Origin of the sequence: Acidovorax sp. JHL-3, from assembly GCF_000526295.1 — a bacterium.
In the GTDB taxonomy this organism is placed as follows: domain Bacteria; phylum Pseudomonadota; class Gammaproteobacteria; order Burkholderiales; family Burkholderiaceae_C; genus Acidovorax; species Acidovorax defluvii.
The window spans coordinates 347507-369556 of the sequence record NZ_JAFU01000001.1 but is presented as its reverse complement, the minus strand read 5'-3'; the positions used below and the strand labels follow the sequence as shown (position 1 = coordinate 369556).

The following is a 22050-nucleotide window of genomic DNA, read 5'->3' as shown; positions in this document are numbered from 1 at the left end:
GTGCAGGTCATCCCTAGAATGCACCATGACCCACGTTGTTCCCGAGCCGACCGCCGATGTGCCCACGGGCCTGTGTGTGGATGACGCCGGTTGCCCGCGCTGCAGCTGGTGCCAGGCCACCCCCGGCTATCGCCACTACCACGACCATGAATGGGGTTTCCCCGTGGCAGACGACCGACGCCTGTTCGAGAAGCTGTGTCTGGAGGGCTTTCAGTCGGGCCTGAGCTGGCTCACCATCCTGAACAAGCGCGAGGGCTTTCGTGCGGCGTTTGCCCACTTCGATGCGGAGCAGGTCGCGGCCTTGGGCGCGCGCGACGTGGAGCGCCTGGTGCAGGACGCAGCCATCGTGCGTCACCGGGGCAAGATCGAGTCCACCATCAACAATGCGCGGCGCGTGCTGGAGCTGCGCCGCGAGTTTGGTTCGCTGGCGCACTACGTGTGGCGCCATGAGCCTGCGGCCGCCGACCGGCCCGGTCGCATCACGCGCGAGGTGGCGCGCACCCTGTCCACGTCGCCCGCGTCCATTGCCCTGGCCAAAGACCTGAAAAAGCGCGGCTGGAGTTTTGTGGGGCCCACCACGGTGTATGCCTTCATGCAGGCCATGGGGCTGGTGAACGACCATCTGGAAGGTTGCCATGCGCGCACCCTGGCCTTGAAGGCGCGGGCAAAGTTTGTGGTGCCGTGAAGACCGTGCTGTACGGCCGACATGCCAGGCTGCGCCGCCGACCGGCCCTGCCCGCATGAAGCATGTTTGCCCCCATTGCCAGCAGCCCGGCGTCAGCAACGCAGCGCTTCGCTGGTCCACGCGAGAGGGCCCTGCGCAATGCGGCGACTGCGGCGGGCTGTCGCATGTGCTGGCCAGCACGGCCAACGCCATTGGCGTGTTCACCTGGATGACGCCGATCGGTGGCCTGGTGCTGGGTGCGGCCCTTGCGTCCGTTGGGGTTGTGGTGGCTGGCTTGCTGGTGGCGGGTTTGGGCAATGTGTGGATGTGGCGCCGGTGCGAGCTGTTTCCGACAGAGAGAAAGACCGCACAAACTGCGCGCCGTGTGGGCTGGGCGGCTGCGCTTGTTTCGGCAGTAATGGCGTTCCTGGGCTGACCTTGGCAGACGGGCGGATCAGGGTGCGACAGGCCCGGGGTGCCAGCGACTATTGCCGCACTACCGGCCGCAGCATCCACAACGCCGCCAGCGCCGCCACACCCAGCAGGGAGGTAACCCACAAGGCCGCAGCGCCCACGCCATCGATCAGCAGTCCAAACAGCAGCGGCGCAAAGGCCTGTGCCACGCGGGCGGGTGCCATCATCAGGCCCTGGCGTTCGCCGTAGCCCGCCGGGCCGAAAAACGCCAACGGCAGCGTGCCCTTGGCGATGGTCAGGATGCCATTGCCCGCGCCGTGCAGCACGGTGAACACCGCCGCTGCCGGGGCGCCCACCACTATCAGGATGGCCGCGCCCACCGGGTGGGCGGCGGCGGCCAGCTGGGCCGACAGCAGCGGGTGCAGGCGACTCAGCAGGCCAAACTCCAGCAGGCGTGCCACCACCTGGGCGGGGCCCACCAGCGCTGCGATGGCCACCGCCGCCTGCAGTGATGTGCCGCTGGCCTGCAGCACGCGCGGCAGGTGGGCGGCCATGGCCGTGCTGGTGAACCAGGTCACGGCAAAGACAAACGACAGCAACACCGCAGTGCGCAGCGCGTGGGGCGCGTCGGAGGCCGCAGGCGTCGGCAATGCCTGCGTGGCTTTCTCCGAAGCCGGTGCCGGTGCCGGTGCCGGTGCCGGTGCATTCTGCCCGGTTGCCGCGTTCTCGATGCCGGGCAATCCGCCATTGAGTGGCAAGCCCACCAGCAGGTGCAAGGCCGCCCAGCCAAAACATGCGCCACGCCAGCCCCATTGCAATTCCATCCAGGCCGACAGCGGCCAGCCCACGGTGCTCGCAAAACCCGCAATCAGGGTGATGCCGGTGATGGCCCCGCGTGCGCCCTGGCCGTACAGACGCACCAGCGTGGCAAAGGCCGCTTCGTACAGGCCCGAGCCCATGGCCACGCCCATCAGCGCCCAGGCCGCGAACAACCCCACGGGGCCCTGAGCCATGCCCATGCCCGCCAGGCTGGCGGCAAACCACAGATTGGTGCCGACCAGCACCGGGCGGCCGCCGTGCCGGTCAATCGCCCGGCCCGCCAGCGGCCCCAGCAAGGCCGACACGATGAGCGCCAGCGAGAACGCGGCAAACACCATGGACGTTGCCACGCCCAGGTCGCGCGCCATGGGTACCGCCAGCATGGCGGGCAGGTAGTAGGTCGAGGCCCAGGCCAGCGTTTGCGCGCAGCCCAGGCGTGCCACGGTCCAGCGTTGGGACGATGGCCTCATGGCAGGTTGTGCGGCACGGTGTGCAGACGGGGGGCGCGAGGGTGTGCTGCGGGCGGTGCGTCAGGCGCGTCGGCCTTTGGCATCGATGACCACTTCACCGTCCTCCTTGGTGAAGGCTCCCTTCTGCGGTGCGGGCAGGATGTCCAGCACCTGCTCGGACGGGCGACACAGCCGCGTGCCCAGCGGCGTGACGACGATGGGACGGTTGATGAGGACGGGGTGGGCCAGCATGGCGTCAATGAGCTGCGTGTCGGTCACGCCAGGGGCGCCCAGGTGCAGTTCTGTGAACAGCGCTTCCTTGGTCCGCACTGCGTTGATCACTGGCTGGCCGGTGGCCGCAATCAGTGCTAGCAGCGTGGCGCGGTCGGGTGGGGTCTTCAGATATTCGATGACCTCGGGCTCGGCGCCGCTGTTGCGGATCATGGCCAGGGTGTTGCGGGACGTACCGCATTGGGGGTTGTGATAGATGGTGATGCGGGGCATGGCTGGGTCGGTGGTGGGGGGAGTGCAGCTTCAGGCGCTGGCAGGTCGGGGCGTGAATGGATCCGCCGCGCGGGGCGCGGGCCTGTGCAGCGACGGCAAGATGGTAGCCATGATCAGGCGGCTTGCAGGGGCGACTGTTAGCGCGCCATCTCCAGGTGGTCCAGCAGCACGAAATCCGTGCCCGGTGCCGGCTGGGCGAACAACGCCAGGCTGTTGAAACGCAGCGGGGGCAGGTCGGAGAAGAACTCCTGTGCGGCGTCGAACACCAGGGCCTGTGTCTGGGCGTCCACCTGTTGCAGGGGGCCGGTGATGGGCAGGTAAAACCGGTACTCGTCCAGCTTGAGCGGGTGGCTTGGGTGCTGCAGCAATTGGGCCTGCCGGTGCGTCAGGTGTGCGGACTGCTGATGGGCCAAACCGGCGTCGGACGGCGGCGCTGCCAGCAGTTGCAGCTGGGTCATGCACCGTGCGGCAGCCTTGTGGATGAGCGCATTGGCAGCGGGGGAGGCGAGCGGTACGAGCGCCAGAAAGTCGTCGATGCGCTCCACATGCAGGGGTGGCAAAACCACCGGTTCCAGGCTGTGTGCCACCGTTTGAACTTCGTGGTGCAGCGTGACCCAGTCGGTGCCGACAGCCAGCGCAAACGGAGCCATGAGTGCGGCATGCCAGCCATGGATGCGTGGCGCAGCGGTCAGCTGCAGCAGGTCTTGCGGGCTCACGCCCTCAATCTCTGGTTGCTGCAGGGGCTGCAGCAGTGCGGCGCAGCGGCCCAGCCAGTGGCTTCCGGCCAGCCAGCCCAGGCTGCCAGGGTTGGGTGCGTAAGACACCGCGTAGCGGTGGGCGGCGGAGGGCGTGCTGTGGTGCATGGCGGGATTGTGGTGCGGGGTGCAAACGGGGCGCGGGCAGTGGTCGCATTGCTCAGCCGCCTTTGTCTCCATTCACCCAGCCCAGGTCCAGCGGGCGGTCTTCAAACTCGGTGTTGAGCACCACGGTGCTGGTGGTGCGTGCCACGCCCGCAATGGCCTTGATCTCGTACAGCACATCCTCCAGCGCGCGCGCATGGGTGGTGCGCACTTTGGCCAAAAAGTCGTATTCGCCCGCCACACTGTGCAGCTCTTGCACCTGCGGCATGGCACGCAGACGCGGTGCCACGTCACGGCAGTGGATGCCGCCGTCGTTGCGGATGGCCACGAAAGCCGTGAAGTTCAGCCCCACCCGCTCCGGGGCCACGCTGATCGAGAAGCGACGGATTACCCCTTTGTCGAGCAGCTTCTTCACGCGCTCATGCACGGCAGCGGTGGACAACCCCACTTCAGTCCCCACGTCGGCATAGGAACGCCGGCCATCCGCGCCAAGCGCCGAAATTATTCTGGCGTCCATGTCATCTGTCTGAATATTTGCTTGCATGAAGGCTAAATTTTGGTAAAAATTCCGAAAACCTTGTGGTTTCCATAAATTATTCGGTAAGGGGAAGAATATGCCGGCAATTTTCAATGCGCAAGCCCGTGTGCAGCGCACCTGGGCCGTTGCGGTGGCCTTGCTGCTGGTCTATGTGGTGTGGGGCACCACGTATTTCGCCATTGGCATCGCACTGCAGACCATGCCGCCCCTGCTGATGAACGCGATCCGCTTCCTGTGCGCCGGTGGCGTGATGCTGCTGATCGCGCTCATGCAGGGACATGCGCTGCCAACGGCGCAGCAGTGGCGCAACTCGGCCCTGGTTGGCGGGCTGATGGTGTTTCTGGCCATGAACCTGATCGGCTTTGCGCAAAAGCTGGGCATCGGTTCGGGCCTGATGGCCACCGTGGTCACCACCATGCCCATGTGGCTGGCGCTGTGGTCGCGCTGGGGCGCCGAGCGGGTGCCATCCACGAGCTGGATCGGGCTGGCGCTGGGCGTGGCCGGTGCCCTGCTGCTGGCGCTGGAGGGAGATTTCTCGGCCACCTGGCTCGGTGCGCTGCTGGCCTTTGGTGCGCCGCTGTGCTGGAGCGTCGGCTCCTACGCCTCGCGCAAACTGTCGCTGCCTGCACCCGCCATGGCCTCGGCCGCGCAGTGGTTTTCTGGCGGTGCCATGGGGTTGGTGGTGGCGCTGTGGTTTGAGCCGTTGTCTGCCCTGGGCCAGGTCAGCGCCAGCTCGTGGGCCGCGTGGATCTATCTGCTGGTGTTTGGCACCTTGGTAGCGCTCAATGCCTACCTGTGGCTGTTGCAAAACACCTCGGCTGCTTTGGCTGGCAGCTATTCGTTTGTGAATCCGGCCGTGGCTCTGTTGGTTGGTGTGGGCATGGGGGGCGAGCGATTGACGGGCTGGGTGTTCGCTGCGCTACCGCTGGTGGTAGCTGCGCTGGCATTCATTCTGTATGGCTCGGCGATGCGGGTCTGGTGGGTGAAATGGCGGCGTGTGGCCCCACACCCGGCCTGTGAGGTGCAGCGGCCCCCTGCCTGACGTTTGCCGGGTGGGCGCGGTGCGCGCTGCCCGGCAAAGTTGACGTGCTGGTGGCGAGCGGTCGGTACTTTCGATGCGCTGCAGGGTTGCCGGGATTCACCGGGGCGTTGCGGATGCAGGCGCGAATTTTTGGGTACGCAGGAACGCAGAAACCAAAGGTAAGTAGATCGAACCTTTGCTGCGCCAAAAACGGGTTTCAGACCGGTGCCCCTCCAACGGGAGGGCGGCGAGAGGCCTGCTGCTGGCCACAGGCGGGGCTGAGCCGCTGTGTGGCGCATTCCCTTGATGCGCCGATGGCGTGTTGACGCGCCGGATGGCAACTTCAAGAATGCGCATTCATGAAGCACTTGCTGCACATACTCGAAGGGCGTCTTCAGACGCTGCCGGTCCGCATGGCGGTTCAGTTGCCTGCGGGGCAGCAGCTGGGTGCGCGTGACGCGGCCGTAACTTTGCGGTTTCGGGACCGCATGGCGCTGGTGGCCCTGGCCTCGGGGGAAATTGGCAAGGTCGGTGCGGCGATTGTCGAGGGCAAGGTGGCGTTGGAAGGCAGCATGCGCGCACTGATGGCCGCTGCCGCCGGGCTGCTGGCGCGCAACCCGGTGCAGGACTCGCGCCATCACTGGTGGCGCCAGGTGCTGGCGCGTGCGCGATCGATGGCGGTGCACTCCGTGCCGCAGGATGCGCGCCAGGTGCAGTTTCACTACGACCTGTCGGATGATTTTTATGCGCTTTGGCTGGACCCGCTCAGGGTGTATTCGTGTGCCTATTTTCGCGACCCCACCATGACGCTGGCGCGCGCGCAGGAGGCCAAGCTGGATCTGATCTGCCGCAAGCTGCGTCTTCAGCCGGGTGAGCGTTTTCTGGACATAGGCGCCGGCTGGGGTGCCCTGCTGCTGTGGGCTGCGGAGCACTATGGTGTGGATGCGACGGGCATCACGGTATCGCGCAACCAGCATGCGCATGTGCAGCAACTCATAGCGGCACGCGGGCTCGCGGGGCGGGTGCGCGTGCAGCTGTGCGACTACCGGGAACTCCAGGCCGAAAAGCCTTTCGACAAGGTGGCATCCGTGGGCATGTTCGAGCATGTGGGGCGGGCGAAGATGAGCGCCTACTTCGCCACCGTGCGAAACCTCTTGCACCCCGGCGGGCTGCTGCTCAACCACGGCATCACCGCCGGTGGTGTGGACAACGCGCAACTGGGCGCCGGCATGGGCGATTTCATCGAGCAATACATCTTTCCGGGCGGCGAGTTACTGCACGCCAGTGCCGTGTTGCACGACATGGCGCAGGCCGGGCTGGAGATGGTGGACACCGAAAATCTGCGCCCCCATTACGCCCGCACGCTGTGGGCCTGGTCGGACGCGCTGGAAGCCGCGCTGGAATCTGCACGCCAGGTGCTGCTGGCGCAGACGGGACCGGAGCGGGCAGACAAGGCATTGCGCGCCTACCGGCTGTATCTGGCTGGCAGCGCCCTGGGGTTTGAGCGCGGCTGGATGGCACTGCACCAGATGCTGGCAGTGCACCCCGATGGCAACATGGGCTCTGGCACGTTGACGGGGGCACAATCTGCTTATCCGTTTACGCGCGACTACATCTACACCGAGGCACCCACGTCATGCTCTACAAATTCAAATCCCGCTCCGCTCCCGATCTGATCATGCTCGAACCCCACGGGCGCCAGATCCTTCAGATTATCGGCAAGACGCCCGGTCCCACCGGCATCATCACGGCCGCACAGATTCCGGCGGCCATGGCTGCGCTGCAAGCCGCTGTTGCGGCCGACGAGGCGCTAACCGATGCGCAGGAGCCGACGGACGATGAGGCCGTCGAGCGCCCGGACACCGTGCGCCTGCACCAGCGCGCGGCGCCGTTTCTTGAAATGCTGCGCCGTTCTGTGGCGCAAGAGCACGACGTGGTGTGGGGCGCCTGAAGCGACCCCTGGTTTTGCGCAGTCCTCAATCGACCTTTGCGCCCGAGGCTTTCACCACGCCCGCCCATTTGCGGTGCTCATTGTCAATATGCCGGGTGAACTCGGCGGGGGTATTGCCTCCGGGGATGGCCCCCTGCGCCAGCAGCCGCTCTTTCATGGCCGGTGATGCCAGGGCCTTGGCCACTTCCTGCTGAATGCGGTTGACGATGTCGGGTGGCGTTCCTGCAGGCGCCAGCAGGCCAAACCATGAACTCGCCTCATAGCCCTTGAGCGCGGGGCCCCCGGCCTGCTCCACCGTGGGCACGTCGGGCAGCGCGGCAGAGCGCTCGCCACTGGTCACCGCCAGCGCGGTCAGCTTGCCTGCCTTGATCTGCGCCATGGACGATGGCAGGTTGTCAAACATCACATCGGCATTGCCCGCCACCATGTCCATCAGCGCCGGCCCTGAACCTCGGTACGGCAGGTGCAGCATGTAGGTACCTGTCATGCTCTTGAACAGTTCTCCCGCCAGATGGATGGACGTGCCGTTGCCGCTGGACGCCATGTTCATCTTTCCCGGACTGGCTTTGGCCACACGGATGAAGTCCTGCACGTTTTTCACGCCCAGCGCCTTGGCCTTGTCGGCATTCATCACCATTACATTGGGCACGGCAGCCACCAGCGTCACCGGGGCAAAGTCCTTGATGGGGTCGTAGGGCAGCTTGGCGTAAAGGGCCCGGTTGATTCCGTGCGTTCCCACGGTCCCCATCAGCAGGGTGTAGCCATCGCCGGGCGCCCGGGCCACGATCTCTGCGCCCACATTGCCTCCGGCGCCCGCCCGGTTGTCCACGATGAACTGCTGGCCAAACGCACGGCTAAGGTCCGGCACCAGCGCACGCGCCAGGATGTCGGTAGTGCCACCGGGCGCAAAGGGCACGACGATGCGCACCGGCTTGGTGGGCCAAACGCCCTGGGCATGCGCGGATGGCAGCACCGCGAATGTGCAGGCCAACGTGACAGCCGCCACGGTAGCAACGCTGCGGCGACGGGAGGTGTTGATGCGTGGGGTCATGGTGTTCCTTTCTGTGAAGACCCCTCTGGTTCTACGCGTCCTGTGCCGGGCGGTGCAGGTGGATAACCCCAAGCACACTACTGTGCTCACGCAGCCCCAGGCGGTGGTGTTGCGGGCATTCCCCATGAAAAAAGCCGCCTGGCCCCAGAGGGCAGGCGGCTGACAGCGGCGCGGTGGAAAACCGCTGGGGCTCAGTCGGCGTAGGTGCCAGCGGCCTTGATGACGGCGCCCCACTTGTCGATTTCAGCCTGAACAAACTTCTTGTGCTCTGCGGGCTCGATGCGCTTGTCCGTTACCACCACGGCACCCAGACCCTCCTGCTTCTTGATGAATTCGGGGTCTTTCAAGGCAAGCTTGAGGGCATCGTTGATCTTGGTCACGATGGCCGCTGGCGTGCCCTTGGGTGCATACAGGCCGTGCCAGATGGTCACTTCAAAGTTCTTCAGCCCCGATTCGGCCAGCGTGGGCAGGTCCTTGAGTGCGGGGGTGGTGAGTCGCTTGGAGGTGGTCACGGCAAAGGCCTTGACCTTCTTGCCTTCAATCTGCGAAGTGGTGTTGGTGGTCTGATCGCACAGCAGGTCGATCTGGCCGCCAATCAGGTCGGTGATGGCTGGCGCCGTGCCCTTGTAAGGCACCGTGGTCATTTCGACCTGCATGGCGTTCTGGAACATCAGGCCGCACAGGTGGGACGCAGCGCCCAAGCCTGCATTGCCCAGATTGATCTTGCCCTTGTTCTGGGCGATCCAGCCGGTGAGCTCCTTCATGTTGTTCGCAGGGATGTTGGGCCGTGCGATCAGGGTCATGGGTACATCGTTGACCATGCCCAGGTATTCGAAATCGTTGGGCACGCTGAACGACAGCTTGCGATACAGCGCAGGCATGGTGGACATGCCGATGTGGTTGAGCAGCAGGGTGTAGCCATCGGGGGTGGCGCGGGCCACGCGGGCTGCACCGATCGAGCTGCCTGCACCTGCCGTGTTGTCCACGACCACGGTAACGCCCAGCGGCTTGCGCAAGGCTTCGGCCAGGTCACGCGCTACGCGGTCCGTAGGGCCGCCTGCAGTGAAGGGCACCACCAGAGTGACGGTCTTGTCCTTGGCGGGGTAATCCTGGGCGTGGGCACCCAGCGTGGCGGCCGCAGCGATGGCAATCAGTGCGAGTTTCGGCATTTTTTTCATGAAAGGCTCCTGTACTTGGACGCGCCATGATAGCGAGCCCTCCCAAGGGGTGTATTGAGGAAATCACTTAGCGCTTGTCAGGGATGAATTTTATTAATATCACCACCTAGCGCTTATGTGGTAAGCGCATTATGCTATCAATAAAATAGCAAAATTAGGGTAAACGCTAGGCAAACTTTGCACTCCCTGCGCGCGATCCACCACCGGGTTTTTGCGCTGGAGCAAACCGCGCCAGCCCCGGTGTGGCATTTCAGCGATAGCTGCGTGCGTCTTCAATGACGCGGCCGTCGTTGGGCAGGGAGCCTGGGGCCACCATTTGCACTTCGCTGCGCAGCTTGGTCACTTCGCGGGTGACCTCGGCCAGCTGTTGCGCCAGGCCCTCGGCGGTTTCGTGCGTCTCGACCTGCAGCACCATCTCGTCGTTGGCCATTTCGCCGCTGACCACCAGCCTGGCCCGCAGCACCTGTGGAAACCGGCGGGCAATGTCGGCGACCTGGCCCGGGTGCACGAACATGCCCCGCACCTTGGTGGTCTGGTCGGCACGCCCCATCCAGCCCTTGATGCGCGTGTTGGTGCGGCCGGTGGGGCACATGCCGGGCATTACGGCAGACAGGTCGCCGGTGCCAAAACGGATCAGCGGGTAGTCGGGGTTCAGGGTGGTCACCACGACTTCCCCCACCTCGCCCTCCGGCACCGGATCTCCCGTACCGGGGCGCACGATCTCGACGATCACCCCTTCGTCCAGCACCAGGCCTTCGCGTGCCGTGGTCTCATAGGCAATCAGCCCCAGATCGGCCGTGGCGTAGCACTGGTAGCCGGCGATGCCGCGTTCGGCGAACCAGTCGCGCAGGCTGGGTGGAAACGCCTCGCCAGAGACCAGGGCCTTTTTCACGCTCGGCAGGGGCACGCCCAGTTCAGCAGCTTTCTCGATAAGGATTTTGAGGAAGCTGGGCGTGCCGATGTAGCCCGCAGGCTGCAGTTCGGCCATGGCCAGCACCTGCTGCTCGGTCTGGCCCGTGCCGCCGGGGAAGACCGTGCAGCCCAGCGCATGCGCGCCGGTTTCCATCATGGAGCCTGCGGGCACGAAGTGGTAGCTGAAGCTGTTGTGTATCAACTCGCCGGGCCGAAAGCCTGCGGCGTGGATGGCCCGCGCCATGCGCCAGTAATCGGGCCGCGTGCCCTCGGGCTCGTAGATGGTTCCAGGGCTGGCAAACACGCGCGTCATGCCCGGCCCAAAGCCCAGCGCGCTGAAGCCGCCAAACACGTTGGTGGCGCGGCCAGCCTGCTGGCGCTCCAGCAGCTCGTGCTTGCGTGTGACCGGCAGCGCAGCCAGCGCCTCGCGGCTGGTGACGGACCCGGCATCCACCCCCGCCAGAATGCTGGCAAATGCGGGTGATGCCTTCTGGGCATGGGCGATTTGCTGCGGCAGCGCCGCCATCAGCGCCGCTTCACGCTCTGCTGGGCTGCGCGTTTCCAAGGCGTCATAGAACGTGCTCATGCCTGGGTTCCTTTGGGTAGGTTTGAGTCAAAAATGCCTCTGGCGCTTATCTATAAAGCGCAAGCAGCTATCAAATTAAGAGCGAAAACGTTTTGAACTGAGATCAACAAAGGGCGCTGCCTTGAATCCCGGCGCGGCGATCGCCAGCGCACCCGTGGAACTGGCTTTGCCAGGCCACCGGGTGCGTCCCCCTGAGGGGGAAGGCGCGCAGTGCCACAGAGGGCTCCTTAAGCCAACCAGCGCTTGCGGCGCTTGTAGCTCTTGACGTCCTTGAAGCTCTTGCGCTCACCACCGCCCACGCCCAGGTAGAACTCCTTCACGTCTTCGTTGCTGGCGAGGTCGGAGGATGGACCGTCCATCACAATGCGGCCCGATTCCATGATGTAGCCGTAGTCGGAGTACTTCAGTGCCATGTTGGTGTTCTGCTCGGCCAGAAGAAAGGTCACTTTCTCCTTGGTGTTCAGGTCCTTGACGATGTTGAACACCTCTTCCACGATCTGGGGCGCCAGGCCCATGGACGGCTCGTCGAGCAGCACCATGCTGGGGTTGGTCATCAGGGCGCGGCCAATGGCACACATCTGCTGCTCGCCCCCTGAGGTGTAGGCCGCCTGCGAGGTGCGGCGCGTCTTGAGGCGCGGAAAATAGTTGTAGACCTTTTCCAGGTTGGCAGCGATCTCGGCCTTGCTCGACCGCGTGTAGGAGCCGGTGAGCAGGTTTTCCTCGATGGTGAGGTGGGCAAAGCAATGACGCCCTTCCATCACCTGCACCACGCCGCGCTTGACCAGATCGGCGGGGGAGAGGTTCTCGATGCGCTCGCCGCGCAGATCGATATTGCCCTTGGTGACCTCGCCCCGTTCACCCTTGAGCAGGTTGGAGACGGCGCGCAACGTGGTGGTCTTGCCGGCGCCATTGCCGCCCAGGATGGCGACGATGCTGCCCTCGGGCACCTGCAGCGAGACACCCTTGAGCACGAGGATCACGTGATTGTAGATGACCTCGATGCCGTTGACGTTCAGAACGATGTTTTTGGAGTCCATTGTGTTGCCTTCGCTTTGCCAATCGAAAGGGTTGCGGTGCACCCTTTTCGATTGGCGGCTGTAAACACAGCCGGTAATAACTGGCGCGGCCCAGGCCAGGAACGCCGCGCAAGGGCCGCCCCGCAGCGCTGGCGTTGTCCCCCTTCCGCAGCGCGTAGCGCTGCAAGAGAAGGGGGAAGGCGCGCAGCGCCTCAGGGGGATGTCCTTAGCTCTGGCAGTCCGCCGCATCGCGGCGCGTCATCTTCTTGTCGGCCAGATACTTCTCAGAGCCAGCCTTGACCATGGGCTTGAGGATCTGCTCGTCCGCCTGGTACCAGTCGGCACCAACGTCCCACTTCTTTCCGTCCCAGGTTTGCACCCGGGCCCAGGTCGAACCCATGTGGTCGGCGCAGCTGGTGGAGATGGGGCGCATGACGTTGTTGAAGCCCAGGGCGTCCAGCTTCTTCTGGTCGAGGGCCAGGTTTTCCATGCCCCAGCGCACTTGTTCGCCGGTCATGACCTTGCCCTTGCCGAAGCGTTCCTGCGCGCGGCGCACGGCTTCGATGCTCAGCATCTGGATGATCACGCCACGGGTGTACAGCACCGAGCCCACTTCGTCCTTGGGACCCGTGCCCTGACCCTTGTCGTGCACGTTCTTGAGGATGTCCTGGATCACCTTGGGCTGCTGTCCCGAGCCATTGAGCGCCAGTGCGTGGTAACCCTTGGCACCTTCGCCCACGTCGCGCACATCGGGTTCGGCACCGGCCCACCACACGCCATACATCTTCTCGCGTGGGTAACCCGTCGCCTGGGCTTCCTTCAGGGCGGTGGAGTTCATCACACCCCAGCCCCACAGCAGCACGTAGTCGGGGCGGCTCTGGCGCACCTGCAGCCAGGTGGCCTTCTGTTCGACGCCAGGGGCAGTCACAGGCAGCATCTGCAGCTCGAAGCCGTGCATCTTGGCGCGTTCCTGCATCAGCGGGATGGGCTCTTTGCCGAACGGACTGTCGTGGTACACGAGGGTGACTTTCTTGCCCTTGAGCTTGTCCATGCCGCCCAGGCCCTTGCCAATGTGCTGCAGCAAAATGTCGGCGCCCGTCCAATAGCTGCCCATCAGCGGGAAGTTCCACTTGAATGCCATGCCGTCCTGCGAAACCGACAGGCCATAGCCCAGCGTCATCAGCGGGATCTTGTCGGCAGGGGCTTTTTCGGTCAGGGCGAAGGTGATACCGGTCGATTGCGGATCGAACATGGCGACGCCCGGGCGGCTCTTGAGGCGCTCGTAGCATTCCACACCACGGTCGGTCGCATAGCCGGTTTCGCACTCTTCAAAGGCGATCTTCACTCCGTTGATGCCGCCATCGCGGGCGTTGATCATCTTGATGTAGTCCTGCTTGCCGTTGGCCCAGGGCGTGCCGTTGGGCGCGTAGGGGCCGGTGCGGTAGGACAGGAGCGGGAAGAACTGCTCCTTGGCCTGTGCGAAAGCGCTGGTGCTCAGCGACGATGCACAGGCGGCCACGGCGGCTGCGGCAATCACAAGTTTCGAAAGCTTCATGGATGTCTCCTTTGAATGAAAGTATTGAAGCGCGGGGGAAATGCGAAATGGGTAGTGGACGCGCCCATCAGGGCTGCCGGTATCCGGAATTGCGTGTAAGTGGTTTCCTGCAGTGGCGGGTATCAGTGTGGGAACGGCCACAGGCGCATCTTCTGCTTGCCGATGGACCACAGCTTTGCCAGTCCATGGGGTTCGACAATCAGGAACCAGACGATCAGGGCGCCAAAAATCATCAATTCGGCGTGCGACACCGCCGCCGTGGAAATGTCAAATCCAAACGTTGAGGCCAGTGCCGGGAGAAACTGGTTCAGGAAAATGGGCAGTACCACGATGAAGGCAGCGCCAAAGAACGCGCCCATGATGGAACCCATGCCGCCGATGATCACCATGAACAGCAGGCGGAACGAGATTTCGACAGAAAACGCTGCCGGCTCCCACGAGCTCAGGTGCACGAAGGCCCACAGTGCACCGGCCATGCCGACAATGAAGGAGCTGACCGCGAACGCGCTGAGCTTGGCATACATGGGGCGGATGCCGATCACCGCAGCAGCCACGTCCATGTCGCGAATGGCCATCCATTCACGGCCGATGGCGCCGCGCACCAGGTTCTTTGCCAGCATGGCAACCACCACCAGCAGCGCCAGGCAGAAGATGTACTTGCTCATGGCGCTGTCGATGGGTATGCCAAAGACCTGCAGGTTGTTCACCGACACCGAGCCCGAATCGGAATTGTTGGTGAACCACTTGATGCGCAGGAACATCCAGTCGCTGAAGAACTGCGCGGCCAGCGTGGCCACCGCGAGGTAGAGGCCCTTGACGCGCAGGCTGGGCAGGCCGAACAGGATGCCGAAGAACGTGGCGCACAGTCCGCCGAGGATCAGCGCGGGGATGAGTGGCATGCCCGGAAAGCGCACGAAGAAGTTGAAGGCGCCGTAAGCACCCACGGCCATGAAGGCACCCGAGCCCAGCGAAATCTGCCCGCAGTAGCCCACAAGGATGTTCACGCCCAGGGCCGCCATCGACATGATGACCAGCGGAATCAGGATGGCGCGGTAAAAATAATCGGTGGCCAGCATGGGCACCACCAGGAAGGCCACCGCTAGCAGCAGGGCAATGGCGATGCGGTCCTGGGCGATCGGAAAGACCTGCTGGTCTGCCCGGTAGCTGGTCTTGAACTGGCCGTTTTCGCGGTAGAACATTATTTACTCCTAAACTTTCAACCAAGGGCGATGATCTTTTGGCTGCGGGCACTGCGTGCCCTTCGCCGAAAAATCATTCTTCGCTGCGCGAAGCGCCCTTCGGGCGAATCGTGTGTTTCACACACGATCGATAATTTTTTCGCCAAACAGACCCTGGGGCCGGAACAACAGGAACACCAGGGCCAGCACATAGGCAAACCAGATTTCGATGCCACCGCCCACGAACGGGCCCAGGTACACCTCGGAGAGCTTCTCGCCTACACCGATGATCAGGCCGCCGATGATGGCGCCGGGCACCGAGGTCAGGCCGCCCAAAATCACCACCGGCAGGGCGCGCAGCGCCACGGTGGTCAGCGAGAACTGCACACCCAGCTTGGAGCCCCAGATCATCCCGGCCACCAGGGCCACGACACCCGCCACACACCAGACGATGACCCAGATGCGGTTGAGCGGAATGCCGATGGATTGCGCCGCCTGGTGGTCGTCGGCCACGGCGCGCAGGGCGCGGCCGGTCTTGGTCTTCTGGAAGAAGATGCTCAATATCACCACCAGCGCGGCCGCAATGCCGGCGGCGATCACGTCTTCCTTGTTCACCAGCACACCGCCCTCGAACATCGATTCGAGCAGGAACACGGGCTCCTTGGGCATACCGACGTCGATCTTGTAGATGTCGCTGCCAAAAAACGTCTGGCCCAGGCCTTCAAGAAAGTAGGTGATGCCCAGCGTCGCCATGAGCAGCGTGGCGCCTTCCTGGTTGACCAGGTGGCGCAGCACCAGGCGCTCAATGAGCCAGGCCACTGCAAACATGCAGATGCCCGCGATCACGAAGGCCAGCAGGTTGGCAACGATCATGTTGTCGATGCCGGTCCATTGGGGAATCCACTCGGCAAACCGGGCCATGGCCAGCGCTGCGAACAGCACCATGGCGCCCTGGGCGAAGTTGAAAACGCCCGAGGCCTTGTAGATCAGCACGAAGCCGAGGGCCACCAGGGAATAGAGCATGCCGGCCATGAGGCCGCCAATCAGTGTTTCAAGAAAGAATGCCATTTGTTTGTTCCGTTCAAAGTCGGTCGGCGCCGGGCCGCCCCAAGGCGACCGAGGCCCTCTCGGGGGGCAGCGCAGTACACGAAGTGACAAGCGTGGGGGTCATAGGCTTTCAGTGGCTGGTGCCAAGATAGGCGCGGATCACGTCTTCGTTGTCGCGGACTTCCTGTGGCGCGCCGTCGCCAATCTTCTTGCCGTAGTCCAGCACCACCACGCGGTCGGAGATGTCCATCACCACGCCCATGTCGTGCTCGATCAGCACGATGGTGGTGCCAAACTCGTCGTTCACGTCCAGGATGAAGCGGCACATGTCCTGCTTTTCTTCCACGTTCATGCCGGCCATGGGCTCATCAAGCAGCAGCACCTGCGGCTCCATGGCCAGGGCCCGGCCCAGGTCCACGCGCTTTTGCAGGCCGTAGGGCAACTGGCCCACGGGGGTCTTGCGGAAGGCCTGGATTTCGAGGAAGTCGATGATGTGCTCGACCTTCTCGCGGTGCGCGATTTCCTCGCGCTCTGCCGGGCCCCAGCGCAGCGCCTGCAGGAACAGGTTGCTCTTGATCTTGAGGTTGCGCCCCGACATGATGTTGTCGATCACGCTCATGCCCTTGAACAGCGCCAGGTTCTGAAAGGTGCGAGCCACACCCATCTCGGCCACCTGGCGGCTGTTCATGTGGTCGAACGTTTTGCCACGGAAGGTGATGGAGCCCTCCGAGGGCGTGTAGACGCCGTTGATGCAGTTGAGCATGGAGCTCTTGCCGGCCCCGTTGGGGCCGATGATGGAGCGGATTTCATGCTCCTTCACGTTGAACGAGATGTCGGTCAGGGCCTTCACGCCGCCAAAGCGCAGGCTGATGTTCTTGACGTCCAGGATGACGTCGCCAATCTTTTTCTGGGTCATGGGGTGCTTTCCGGTGTCTCAGGCACTGACCTTGGCAGGCGCATGGATCTTGGCGTCGATGATCTGCAGCGTGGCGCTGACGCTGCCGGTGCGGCCATCCTCGAACTTGACCTGGGTTTCGATGAATTGTTCGGTGCGCCCGCCGTAGAGCGCATCCACCAGCACGCCGTACTTCTGAGCGATGAAGCCGCGGCGCACCTTGCGGGTGCGGGTCAGTTCGTCGTCGTCGGGGTCGAGTTCCTTGTGCAGAACCAGGAAGCGCGCCACCTGCGTGTCGGACATGCCGGGCTCGCCCGCCAGGCCTTCATTGACCTGGCCGATGCACTCGGCAATGAGCTGCAGCACCTGGGGCTTGGAGGCCAGGTCCACGTAGCCGCCGTAAGGCAGGCCCTGGCGCTCGGCCCAGTTGCCCACGGCCTCGTAGTCGATGTTGATGAAGGCACAGACCTGGTCTTTGCCATGGCCAAAGCACACGGCTTCCTTGATCTGCGGGAAGAACTTGAGCTTGTTCTCGATGTAGTTGGGCGCGAACATGGCGCCGCCAATGAGCTTGCCCACGTCTTTGGCGCGGTCGATGATGCGCAGGTGGCCGTCCTGGTCGAGCACGCCGGCATCGCCCGTGTGGAAGTAGCCATTGGCGTCGATGACCTCGGCCGTGGCGTCGGGGCGCTTGTAGTACTCCTTGAGCACCGACACGCCCTTGACCAGCACCTCGCCGTTGTCGGCGATTTTCAGCTCGATGCCGGGCGCGGCCTGGCCCACGGTGTTGAGCTTGACCTGGCCGTTCTTCTGGATGCACACATAGGCGCAGGTTTCGGTCTGGCCATACAGCTGCTTGAGGTTGATGCCGATGGAGCGGAAGAAGCGGAACAAATCGGGGCCGATGGCGGCGCCGGCCGTGTAGGCCACGCGAATGCGCGACAGGCCCATGACGTTGCGCAGCGGCCCGTAGATGGTGACGTCGCCCAAGGCGTACATCAGCCGGTCCATGAAACCCACGGGCTTGCCGTCCAGAACGTCAGAGCCCACGCGCCGGGCCAGATCCATCGCCTTGGCATACATCCAGCGCTTGAAGGGGGCTGCGTCTTCCATGCGGATGGAGACGGAGGTCAGCATGCCTTCAAACACGCGCGGCGGCGCGAAGTAATAGGTGGGGCCAATTTCGCGCAGGTCGATCGATATGGTGGCGGCCGACTCGGGGCAATTGATGGTGAAGCCCGCCACCAGCCACTGGGCCAGCGAGAACAGGTGGTCACCCACCCAGGCCGGCGGCAGGTAGGAGATCACGTTGTCTTTGGGGTTCAGGCCGTCCACCTCGACGCCGCCCTGTGCAGAGCCGATGAAGCTGGCGTGCGTCTGGCACACGCCTTTGGGCTTGCCGGTGGTGCCCGAGGTGTACAGGATCACCGACACATCGTCGGGCTGGTTGCGGGCGACCTGGGCATCCCAGGCGCCAGCGTGGGTGCGGTCCCATTCGGCGCCCAGTTCCTTGAGTTTTTCGGTGCTGATCAGGCCGGGCTGGTCGTAGTTGCGCAGGCCGCGAGGATCGTCGTAAATGATGTGTGCCATGCCGGGCACGGTTTCGCGCACTTCCAGCAGTTTGTCGACCTGTTCCTGGTTCTCGGCGAACAGGAACTGGACTTCGGCGTCCTCCATCACAAAGGCCATTTCAGAGGCCACGGCATCCTGGTAGAGCGGAATGGGTACGCCGCCAATGCTCTGCACGGCCACCATGCTCATATAGAGGTGGGGGCGGTTGTCGCCCACCAGGGCCAGGTTCTGGCCGCGCTGGAAGCCCAGGGCGAGCAGACCGCAGCCCAGATGGCGCACGGTCTGGGCGGCATCCTTCCAGGTCCATGTTTGCCAGATGCCGTATTCTTTTTCGCGCAGTGCCGGGGCCGTGGGGCGCTCGGCAGCATGCTTGAGCAGCAGTTGCGGGAACGTGGTCTTCATTCCGGTTCCTAATATTAATGAGGTGTCAGCCCGGTGACTGCCGGGTGCGCGGCCTTGTGGCAGCGCTTTGGACTCCATGCTAGGACTGACTTTGACGTTGTCATGTCTTTCGGACGACAATTTACGGGAAAGTCCTCTTGGGTTGAACCCTCGTTGCCACGGGCTATCGGATGAAGCGCCCATCCCGTCCCACCAGCGTCAGTTCCACAAAGCGCGATGCATTGCGGTCGGGTGTGGTGGCGTTGATCTCGAAGCCACCCAGATCCCACTTTTTGAGGTTCCAGGTGGCGTCGATAAAAGCGGCGCGCGTTGGATTGCGCCCGGCGCGCTGCAGCGCCTCGGCAAACACACGGGCGTTGATGTAGCCCTCCAGCGCCAGGTGCGAAGGCTCTGCCGTGGCGCCTGATGCTTTCCATGCCGCCTGGAAGTCACGCACCACCGGTGTGACCACGTTCGACGGCAGAGGCACCACCTGAGAAATTGCCATGCCCGTCGCATCCGCTCCCAGCGCTTTCACGGTGGCAGGGGTTCCCATGACCGACAGTGCATACAGCGTTACACCGCGCCGGAGGGCTCGAAACGCTTTCACAAACTCCAGTGTGGGCTTGCCCGCCAGGCCAATCACGACGGCTTCGGGGTTGGCCTCTGCGAGCTTGGCCGCCGCAGCGCCTGCGTCCGAGGCGTTGTTTTCAACCGTCACGGCGGCGGCTTCCGGCAGTTTGAGACGGCTCATGGATTGCCGGGCCGAGTCGAATACCTCCTTGCCGAACGAGTTGTTCTGGTAAACGATGCCAATGCGCTGGATGCCGATCGTGGACAGGTGCTGCACCAGTTTTTCGGCCTCGTCGGCATAGCTTGCCCGGATGTTGAAAACATTGCGGGCGGTCTTGGTGCGGCTCAGCTGGGCCCCTGTGAACGGCGCAAAGAAAGGGATGCCGCTCTCGATCACCTTGGGTAGCATCGCGTCGATCATGGGGGTGCCCATGCAGTTGAACAGGGCAAAGTAGCTGCTGTCGGCCAGAAACCGTTCGACGTTGGCCAGTGCCTTGGGCACTTCGTAGGCATCGTCGAGTGTGGCGAGTTCGATGGTGCGGCCTTGCACTCCGCCCTTGGCGTTGATGGCGGCAAAGGCTGCCGTGGCGCCCTGGTGCATGGCCGAGCCCAGGTCGGCCAGCGGGCCGCTGAGCGCGGTGGACTGGGCGATCTTGATCGAACCCTCCTGTGCCCGCACGCTGCCTGCCCCCAGCCAGGGCAGCGTCGCGGCCATCGCCAGTAGCTTGCGGCGGGCCAGATGGGTAACGGGGCGGCCTGTGGCCTGCGAAGTGCTCGAACGGATGGGATGTTTCACCGGCAGGTCCTTGGAAATCAGGGAGCGATGCTCCCAACGGGGCCATCATCCGGCGAGGATTGGCATTTTTTTGTCTTTATGACGACAATTCGGCTCGTGGTATTCCCCTAAAACCCGAGTCTCCATCGCCCCGAAGAATCGCGCATGACCCACGATCTGTCCCTGCACCAGCGCCGTCGCCCGCCCACCGAGGCCGAGCTGGGCGGCATTCCCTGGCTGATGCCGTTGCAGCCCGCCGAACGTGAACGCGCCGTGGCCTCCTTGCTGGTGGGCGACGCGAAAGCGGGGGACTATGTCTGCCGTCTCGGGCGGCCGGTGACTTACTGGTTTGGCGTGGTGGAGGGCCTGCTCAAGATGAGCAGCGACAACGCCCAGGGCCAGACCATGACTTTCACTGGCGTGCCTCCCGGCGGCTGGTTTGGCGAGGGCACCGCGCTCAAGCGCGAGCCCTACCGCTACAACATCCAGGCCCTGCGCAAAAGTGTGGTGGCGGGACTGCCGATCGACACCTTTCACTGGCTGCTCGACCACTCCATCGGCTTCAACCGCTTTGTGATGAACCAGCTCAATGAACGCCTGGGGCAGTTCATTGCGGCGCGCGAGATCGACCGGCTGAACAACCCCGATGTGCGGGTGGCACGCAGCCTGGCCTCGTTGTTCAACCCCGTGCTTTACCCCAATGTGGGCGAGGTGCTGCGCATCACGCAGCAGGAGCTGGCTTACCTGGTGGGGCTGTCGCGCCAGCGGGTCAACGAGGCCCTGGCTGCGCTCGAACAGCAAGGGGCCATCCGCATTGAATACGGTGGGCTGCGGGTGCTGGAGCTTTCTGCGTTGCGGTCCAGCATCTTTCAGTGCAGAGACGTTTGACAGGGCCTTGGCCTGCTGTCCAGGCGCTTTTTGCGCCATGGTACTGTTACAAATAGGGCGATTCTGTTGGGGGCCGGACGCACACGCATGACGGGGTCTGTCGCATTCTTCTTATGGGCTAAATATGGCTTTAGCCCTTTTCTGTTAAGCGCTACGCGCTATAAAAATAGTATTATTTTTGAGATTGCACGTTGCGCTGCGCCACCACGGTGGTGAGCGGCGTGGGGTATAAACCCGTTACATGTGTGGGAGTTTCTGATGCCTCTGTTTTGTCGCAAGCAGCGCTTGCTGGTGGGGTTTGCCGCCCTGTGGATGTTGGCGGGATGCGCAGGCTTGGCCCAGCCGCAGGCTGGCACGGGCCCGGAAGTGGTTTATGCCATCTCCGGCTCTCACGAGCTGCTCCGTTTGGAGGCAGCGCAGCCGAGCCGGGTGATAGAGCGCAAGCCGCTCACCGGCTTGGCCCCGGGCGATGCGCTGATCGGCATCGATTTTCGGGTGGCGCGTGGCGTGCTCTATGCACTGTCCAGGTCCGGGCAGCTTTACCGGGTGGATCGTGCCAACGGCGTGCTGAGCCCGGTGGGTGCGGTGACTGTGGCACTGCCTTTGGACGGCGCGGTGATCGGTTTCGATTTCAACCCCACGGTGGACCGCATTCGCGTGGTAACGCCCTCCGGCCACAACCTGCGCCTGCACCCGGACACCGGTGCCATGGTGGACGGCGATGCCACCCGCGACGGAGTGCAGCCCGATGGGGCGTTGCGCTACGTGGTGGGCGATGTCAACTTTGGCAGCGCGCCCGACATTGCGGGGGCCGCCTACACCTACAACACCCGCGATGAAACGATCACCACCAACTACGCCATTGATCGCGCACGGGGCGCCCTGGTCATGCAGGGCTCGCTCGAGGGCGCGGTGCCCGTCGTCTCGCCCAACACCGGCCAGCTGCGCACCGTCGGCGCGCTGGGCCTGGGGGCGTTGACCGATGTGGCCTTTGACATTTCTGACGTTGCCAACACGGCCCTGATCGCGGTGCGCACGGCTTCCGAGCCACGCACTCGCCTGCACCGCGTAGACCTGGCCACGGGCCGTGCCACCGATCTCGGCCAGGTGGGTGACGGCAGCGCGCTGATTGGCGTGGCGATCGAACCATGACCATGCTTGCGGTGTGGCTGGAGCGACGCATTGGCTTGGTGCGCGCCTGGATGCCGCCTGCGCTCGGCACG

Annotated in this window: 21 protein-coding genes; 7 read left to right on the top strand and 14 right to left on the bottom strand. The window is 63.9% G+C overall.

Features of this window, described 5'->3' with window-relative positions:
• The first annotated feature begins 25 nt into the window (after nt 1-25).
• Both K226_RS0101700 and K226_RS0101695 read left to right on the top strand, forming a co-directional pair.
• Entirely contained in the window at nt 26-685 is a 660-nt protein-coding gene (locus K226_RS0101700; RefSeq protein ID WP_024813147.1) for a DNA-3-methyladenine glycosylase I, read from the top strand.
• A 55-nt stretch (nt 686-740) separates the two neighbouring features.
• Nucleotides 741-1100, top strand: a complete 360-nt coding sequence (locus K226_RS0101695) for a hypothetical protein (RefSeq protein WP_024813146.1) — start codon at nt 741-743, stop codon at nt 1098-1100.
• Between the two features lie 49 nt (nt 1101-1149).
• On the opposite strand, the gene K226_RS0101690 is transcribed toward K226_RS0101695, so the two are convergent.
• From K226_RS0101690 to K226_RS0101675, 4 genes are all read right to left on the bottom strand, one after another.
• Nucleotides 1150-2367: an MFS transporter gene (locus K226_RS0101690; protein WP_024813145.1), complete on the bottom strand. Its 1218-nt coding sequence runs from the start codon at nt 2365-2367 to the stop codon at nt 1150-1152.
• Nucleotides 2368-2427: 60 nt separating this feature from the next.
• On the bottom strand, nt 2428-2850 hold the full coding sequence (gene arsC / locus K226_RS0101685; RefSeq protein ID WP_024813144.1) for an arsenate reductase (glutaredoxin): 423 nt from the start codon (nt 2848-2850) through the stop codon (nt 2428-2430).
• Between the two features lie 137 nt (nt 2851-2987).
• Complete coding sequence (locus K226_RS0101680) at nt 2988-3713, bottom strand: DUF1045 domain-containing protein (protein ID WP_024813143.1); 726 nt, start codon at nt 3711-3713, stop codon at nt 2988-2990.
• Between the two features lie 52 nt (nt 3714-3765).
• A complete protein-coding gene (locus K226_RS0101675; RefSeq protein ID WP_236637137.1) occupies nt 3766-4254 on the bottom strand; it encodes an Lrp/AsnC family transcriptional regulator in 489 nt (162 codons plus the stop codon).
• Between the two features lie 70 nt (nt 4255-4324).
• On the opposite strand from K226_RS0101675, the gene K226_RS0101670 reads away from it, so the two are divergent.
• From K226_RS0101670 to K226_RS0101660, 3 genes are all read left to right on the top strand, one after another.
• A complete protein-coding gene (locus K226_RS0101670; protein ID WP_024813141.1) occupies nt 4325-5290 on the top strand; it encodes an EamA family transporter in 966 nt (321 codons plus the stop codon).
• Nucleotides 5291-5628: 338 nt separating this feature from the next.
• On the top strand, nt 5629-6945 hold the full coding sequence (locus K226_RS0101665) for a class I SAM-dependent methyltransferase (RefSeq protein ID WP_024813140.1): 1317 nt from the start codon (nt 5629-5631) through the stop codon (nt 6943-6945).
• Nucleotides 6906-7220, top strand: coding sequence for a DUF1840 domain-containing protein (locus tag K226_RS0101660; RefSeq protein ID WP_024813139.1), 315 nt, complete (start codon nt 6906-6908; stop codon nt 7218-7220). The genes K226_RS0101665 and K226_RS0101660 overlap by 40 nt, the downstream gene beginning before the upstream one ends.
• 25 nt (nt 7221-7245) lie before the next feature.
• Here K226_RS0101660 and K226_RS0101655 read toward each other — a convergent pair whose 3' ends face one another.
• The 10 genes from K226_RS0101655 to K226_RS0101605 all read right to left on the bottom strand — a co-directional run bounded on the left by K226_RS0101655 (nt 7246) and on the right by K226_RS0101605 (nt 19879).
• Nucleotides 7246-8271 carry a tripartite tricarboxylate transporter substrate binding protein gene (locus K226_RS0101655; RefSeq protein WP_024813138.1) on the bottom strand — a complete coding sequence of 342 codons (1026 nt, stop codon included), beginning with the start codon at nt 8269-8271 and terminating at the stop codon, nt 7246-7248.
• Between the two features lie 191 nt (nt 8272-8462).
• Nucleotides 8463-9449, bottom strand: a complete 987-nt coding sequence (locus tag K226_RS0101645; protein WP_024813137.1) for a tripartite tricarboxylate transporter substrate-binding protein — start codon at nt 9447-9449, stop codon at nt 8463-8465.
• A 250-nt stretch (nt 9450-9699) separates the two neighbouring features.
• On the bottom strand, nt 9700-10947 hold the full coding sequence (locus tag K226_RS0101640) for a phenylacetate--CoA ligase family protein (RefSeq protein WP_024813136.1): 1248 nt from the start codon (nt 10945-10947) through the stop codon (nt 9700-9702).
• A gap of 227 nt (nt 10948-11174) precedes the next feature.
• A complete protein-coding gene (locus tag K226_RS0101635; RefSeq protein WP_024813135.1) occupies nt 11175-11984 on the bottom strand; it encodes an ABC transporter ATP-binding protein in 810 nt (269 codons plus the stop codon).
• Between the two features lie 205 nt (nt 11985-12189).
• On the bottom strand, nt 12190-13518 hold the full coding sequence (locus K226_RS0101630) for an ABC transporter substrate-binding protein (protein ID WP_024813134.1): 1329 nt from the start codon (nt 13516-13518) through the stop codon (nt 12190-12192).
• 122 nt (nt 13519-13640) lie between these two features.
• Nucleotides 13641-14717: a branched-chain amino acid ABC transporter permease gene (locus K226_RS0101625; protein WP_024813133.1), complete on the bottom strand. Its 1077-nt coding sequence runs from the start codon at nt 14715-14717 to the stop codon at nt 13641-13643.
• A 117-nt stretch (nt 14718-14834) separates the two neighbouring features.
• A complete protein-coding gene (locus tag K226_RS0101620; RefSeq protein WP_024813132.1) occupies nt 14835-15764 on the bottom strand; it encodes a branched-chain amino acid ABC transporter permease in 930 nt (309 codons plus the stop codon).
• A gap of 109 nt (nt 15765-15873) precedes the next feature.
• Nucleotides 15874-16659, bottom strand: a complete 786-nt coding sequence (locus K226_RS0101615) for an ABC transporter ATP-binding protein (protein ID WP_024813131.1) — start codon at nt 16657-16659, stop codon at nt 15874-15876.
• 18 nt (nt 16660-16677) lie between these two features.
• Entirely contained in the window at nt 16678-18612 is a 1935-nt protein-coding gene (locus K226_RS0101610; RefSeq protein ID WP_024813130.1) for a long-chain fatty acid--CoA ligase, read from the bottom strand.
• Between the two features lie 163 nt (nt 18613-18775).
• Complete coding sequence (locus K226_RS0101605) at nt 18776-19879, bottom strand: ABC transporter substrate-binding protein (RefSeq protein ID WP_024813129.1); 1104 nt, start codon at nt 19877-19879, stop codon at nt 18776-18778.
• Between the two features lie 225 nt (nt 19880-20104).
• Here K226_RS0101605 and K226_RS0101600 point away from each other — a divergent pair, with 225 nt between their 5' ends.
• Both K226_RS0101600 and K226_RS0101595 read left to right on the top strand, forming a co-directional pair.
• Nucleotides 20105-20827, top strand: coding sequence for a Crp/Fnr family transcriptional regulator (locus K226_RS0101600; RefSeq protein ID WP_024813128.1), 723 nt, complete (start codon nt 20105-20107; stop codon nt 20825-20827).
• 258 nt (nt 20828-21085) lie between these two features.
• Complete coding sequence (locus K226_RS0101595) at nt 21086-21979, top strand: DUF4394 domain-containing protein (protein WP_024813127.1); 894 nt, start codon at nt 21086-21088, stop codon at nt 21977-21979.
• Nucleotides 21980-22050 lie beyond the last annotated feature (71 nt).

What these genes read in the sequence shown, in the direction of transcription:
- K226_RS0101620 (WP_024813132.1), bottom strand. Translation starts at nt 15,764, where the DNA reads ATGGCATTCTTTCTTGAAACACTGATTGGCGGCCTCATGGCCGGCATG.
- K226_RS0101665 (WP_024813140.1), top strand. Translation starts at nt 5,629, where the DNA reads ATGAAGCACTTGCTGCACATACTCGAAGGGCGTCTTCAGACGCTGCCG.
- K226_RS0101690 (WP_024813145.1), bottom strand. Translation starts at nt 2,367, where the DNA reads ATGAGGCCATCGTCCCAACGCTGGACCGTGGCACGCCTGGGCTGCGCG.
- K226_RS0101670 (WP_024813141.1), top strand. Translation starts at nt 4,325, where the DNA reads ATGCCGGCAATTTTCAATGCGCAAGCCCGTGTGCAGCGCACCTGGGCC.
- K226_RS0101680 (WP_024813143.1), bottom strand. Translation starts at nt 3,713, where the DNA reads ATGCACCACAGCACGCCCTCCGCCGCCCACCGCTACGCGGTGTCTTAC.
- K226_RS0101615 (WP_024813131.1), bottom strand. Translation starts at nt 16,659, where the DNA reads ATGACCCAGAAAAAGATTGGCGACGTCATCCTGGACGTCAAGAACATC.
- K226_RS0101595 (WP_024813127.1), top strand. Translation starts at nt 21,086, where the DNA reads ATGCCTCTGTTTTGTCGCAAGCAGCGCTTGCTGGTGGGGTTTGCCGCC.
- K226_RS0101635 (WP_024813135.1), bottom strand. Translation starts at nt 11,984, where the DNA reads ATGGACTCCAAAAACATCGTTCTGAACGTCAACGGCATCGAGGTCATC.
- arsC (WP_024813144.1), bottom strand. Translation starts at nt 2,850, where the DNA reads ATGCCCCGCATCACCATCTATCACAACCCCCAATGCGGTACGTCCCGC.
- K226_RS0101675 (WP_236637137.1), bottom strand. Translation starts at nt 4,254, where the DNA reads ATGCAAGCAAATATTCAGACAGATGACATGGACGCCAGAATAATTTCG.
- K226_RS0101600 (WP_024813128.1), top strand. Translation starts at nt 20,105, where the DNA reads ATGACCCACGATCTGTCCCTGCACCAGCGCCGTCGCCCGCCCACCGAG.
- K226_RS0101605 (WP_024813129.1), bottom strand. Translation starts at nt 19,879, where the DNA reads ATGGCCGCGACGCTGCCCTGGCTGGGGGCAGGCAGCGTGCGGGCACAG.
- K226_RS0101700 (WP_024813147.1), top strand. Translation starts at nt 26, where the DNA reads ATGACCCACGTTGTTCCCGAGCCGACCGCCGATGTGCCCACGGGCCTG.
- K226_RS0101630 (WP_024813134.1), bottom strand. Translation starts at nt 13,518, where the DNA reads ATGAAGCTTTCGAAACTTGTGATTGCCGCAGCCGCCGTGGCCGCCTGT.
- K226_RS0101695 (WP_024813146.1), top strand. Translation starts at nt 741, where the DNA reads ATGAAGCATGTTTGCCCCCATTGCCAGCAGCCCGGCGTCAGCAACGCA.
- K226_RS0101660 (WP_024813139.1), top strand. Translation starts at nt 6,906, where the DNA reads ATGCTCTACAAATTCAAATCCCGCTCCGCTCCCGATCTGATCATGCTC.
- K226_RS0101655 (WP_024813138.1), bottom strand. Translation starts at nt 8,271, where the DNA reads ATGACCCCACGCATCAACACCTCCCGTCGCCGCAGCGTTGCTACCGTG.
- K226_RS0101640 (WP_024813136.1), bottom strand. Translation starts at nt 10,947, where the DNA reads ATGAGCACGTTCTATGACGCCTTGGAAACGCGCAGCCCAGCAGAGCGT.
- K226_RS0101625 (WP_024813133.1), bottom strand. Translation starts at nt 14,717, where the DNA reads ATGTTCTACCGCGAAAACGGCCAGTTCAAGACCAGCTACCGGGCAGAC.
- K226_RS0101645 (WP_024813137.1), bottom strand. Translation starts at nt 9,449, where the DNA reads ATGAAAAAAATGCCGAAACTCGCACTGATTGCCATCGCTGCGGCCGCC.
- K226_RS0101610 (WP_024813130.1), bottom strand. Translation starts at nt 18,612, where the DNA reads ATGAAGACCACGTTCCCGCAACTGCTGCTCAAGCATGCTGCCGAGCGC.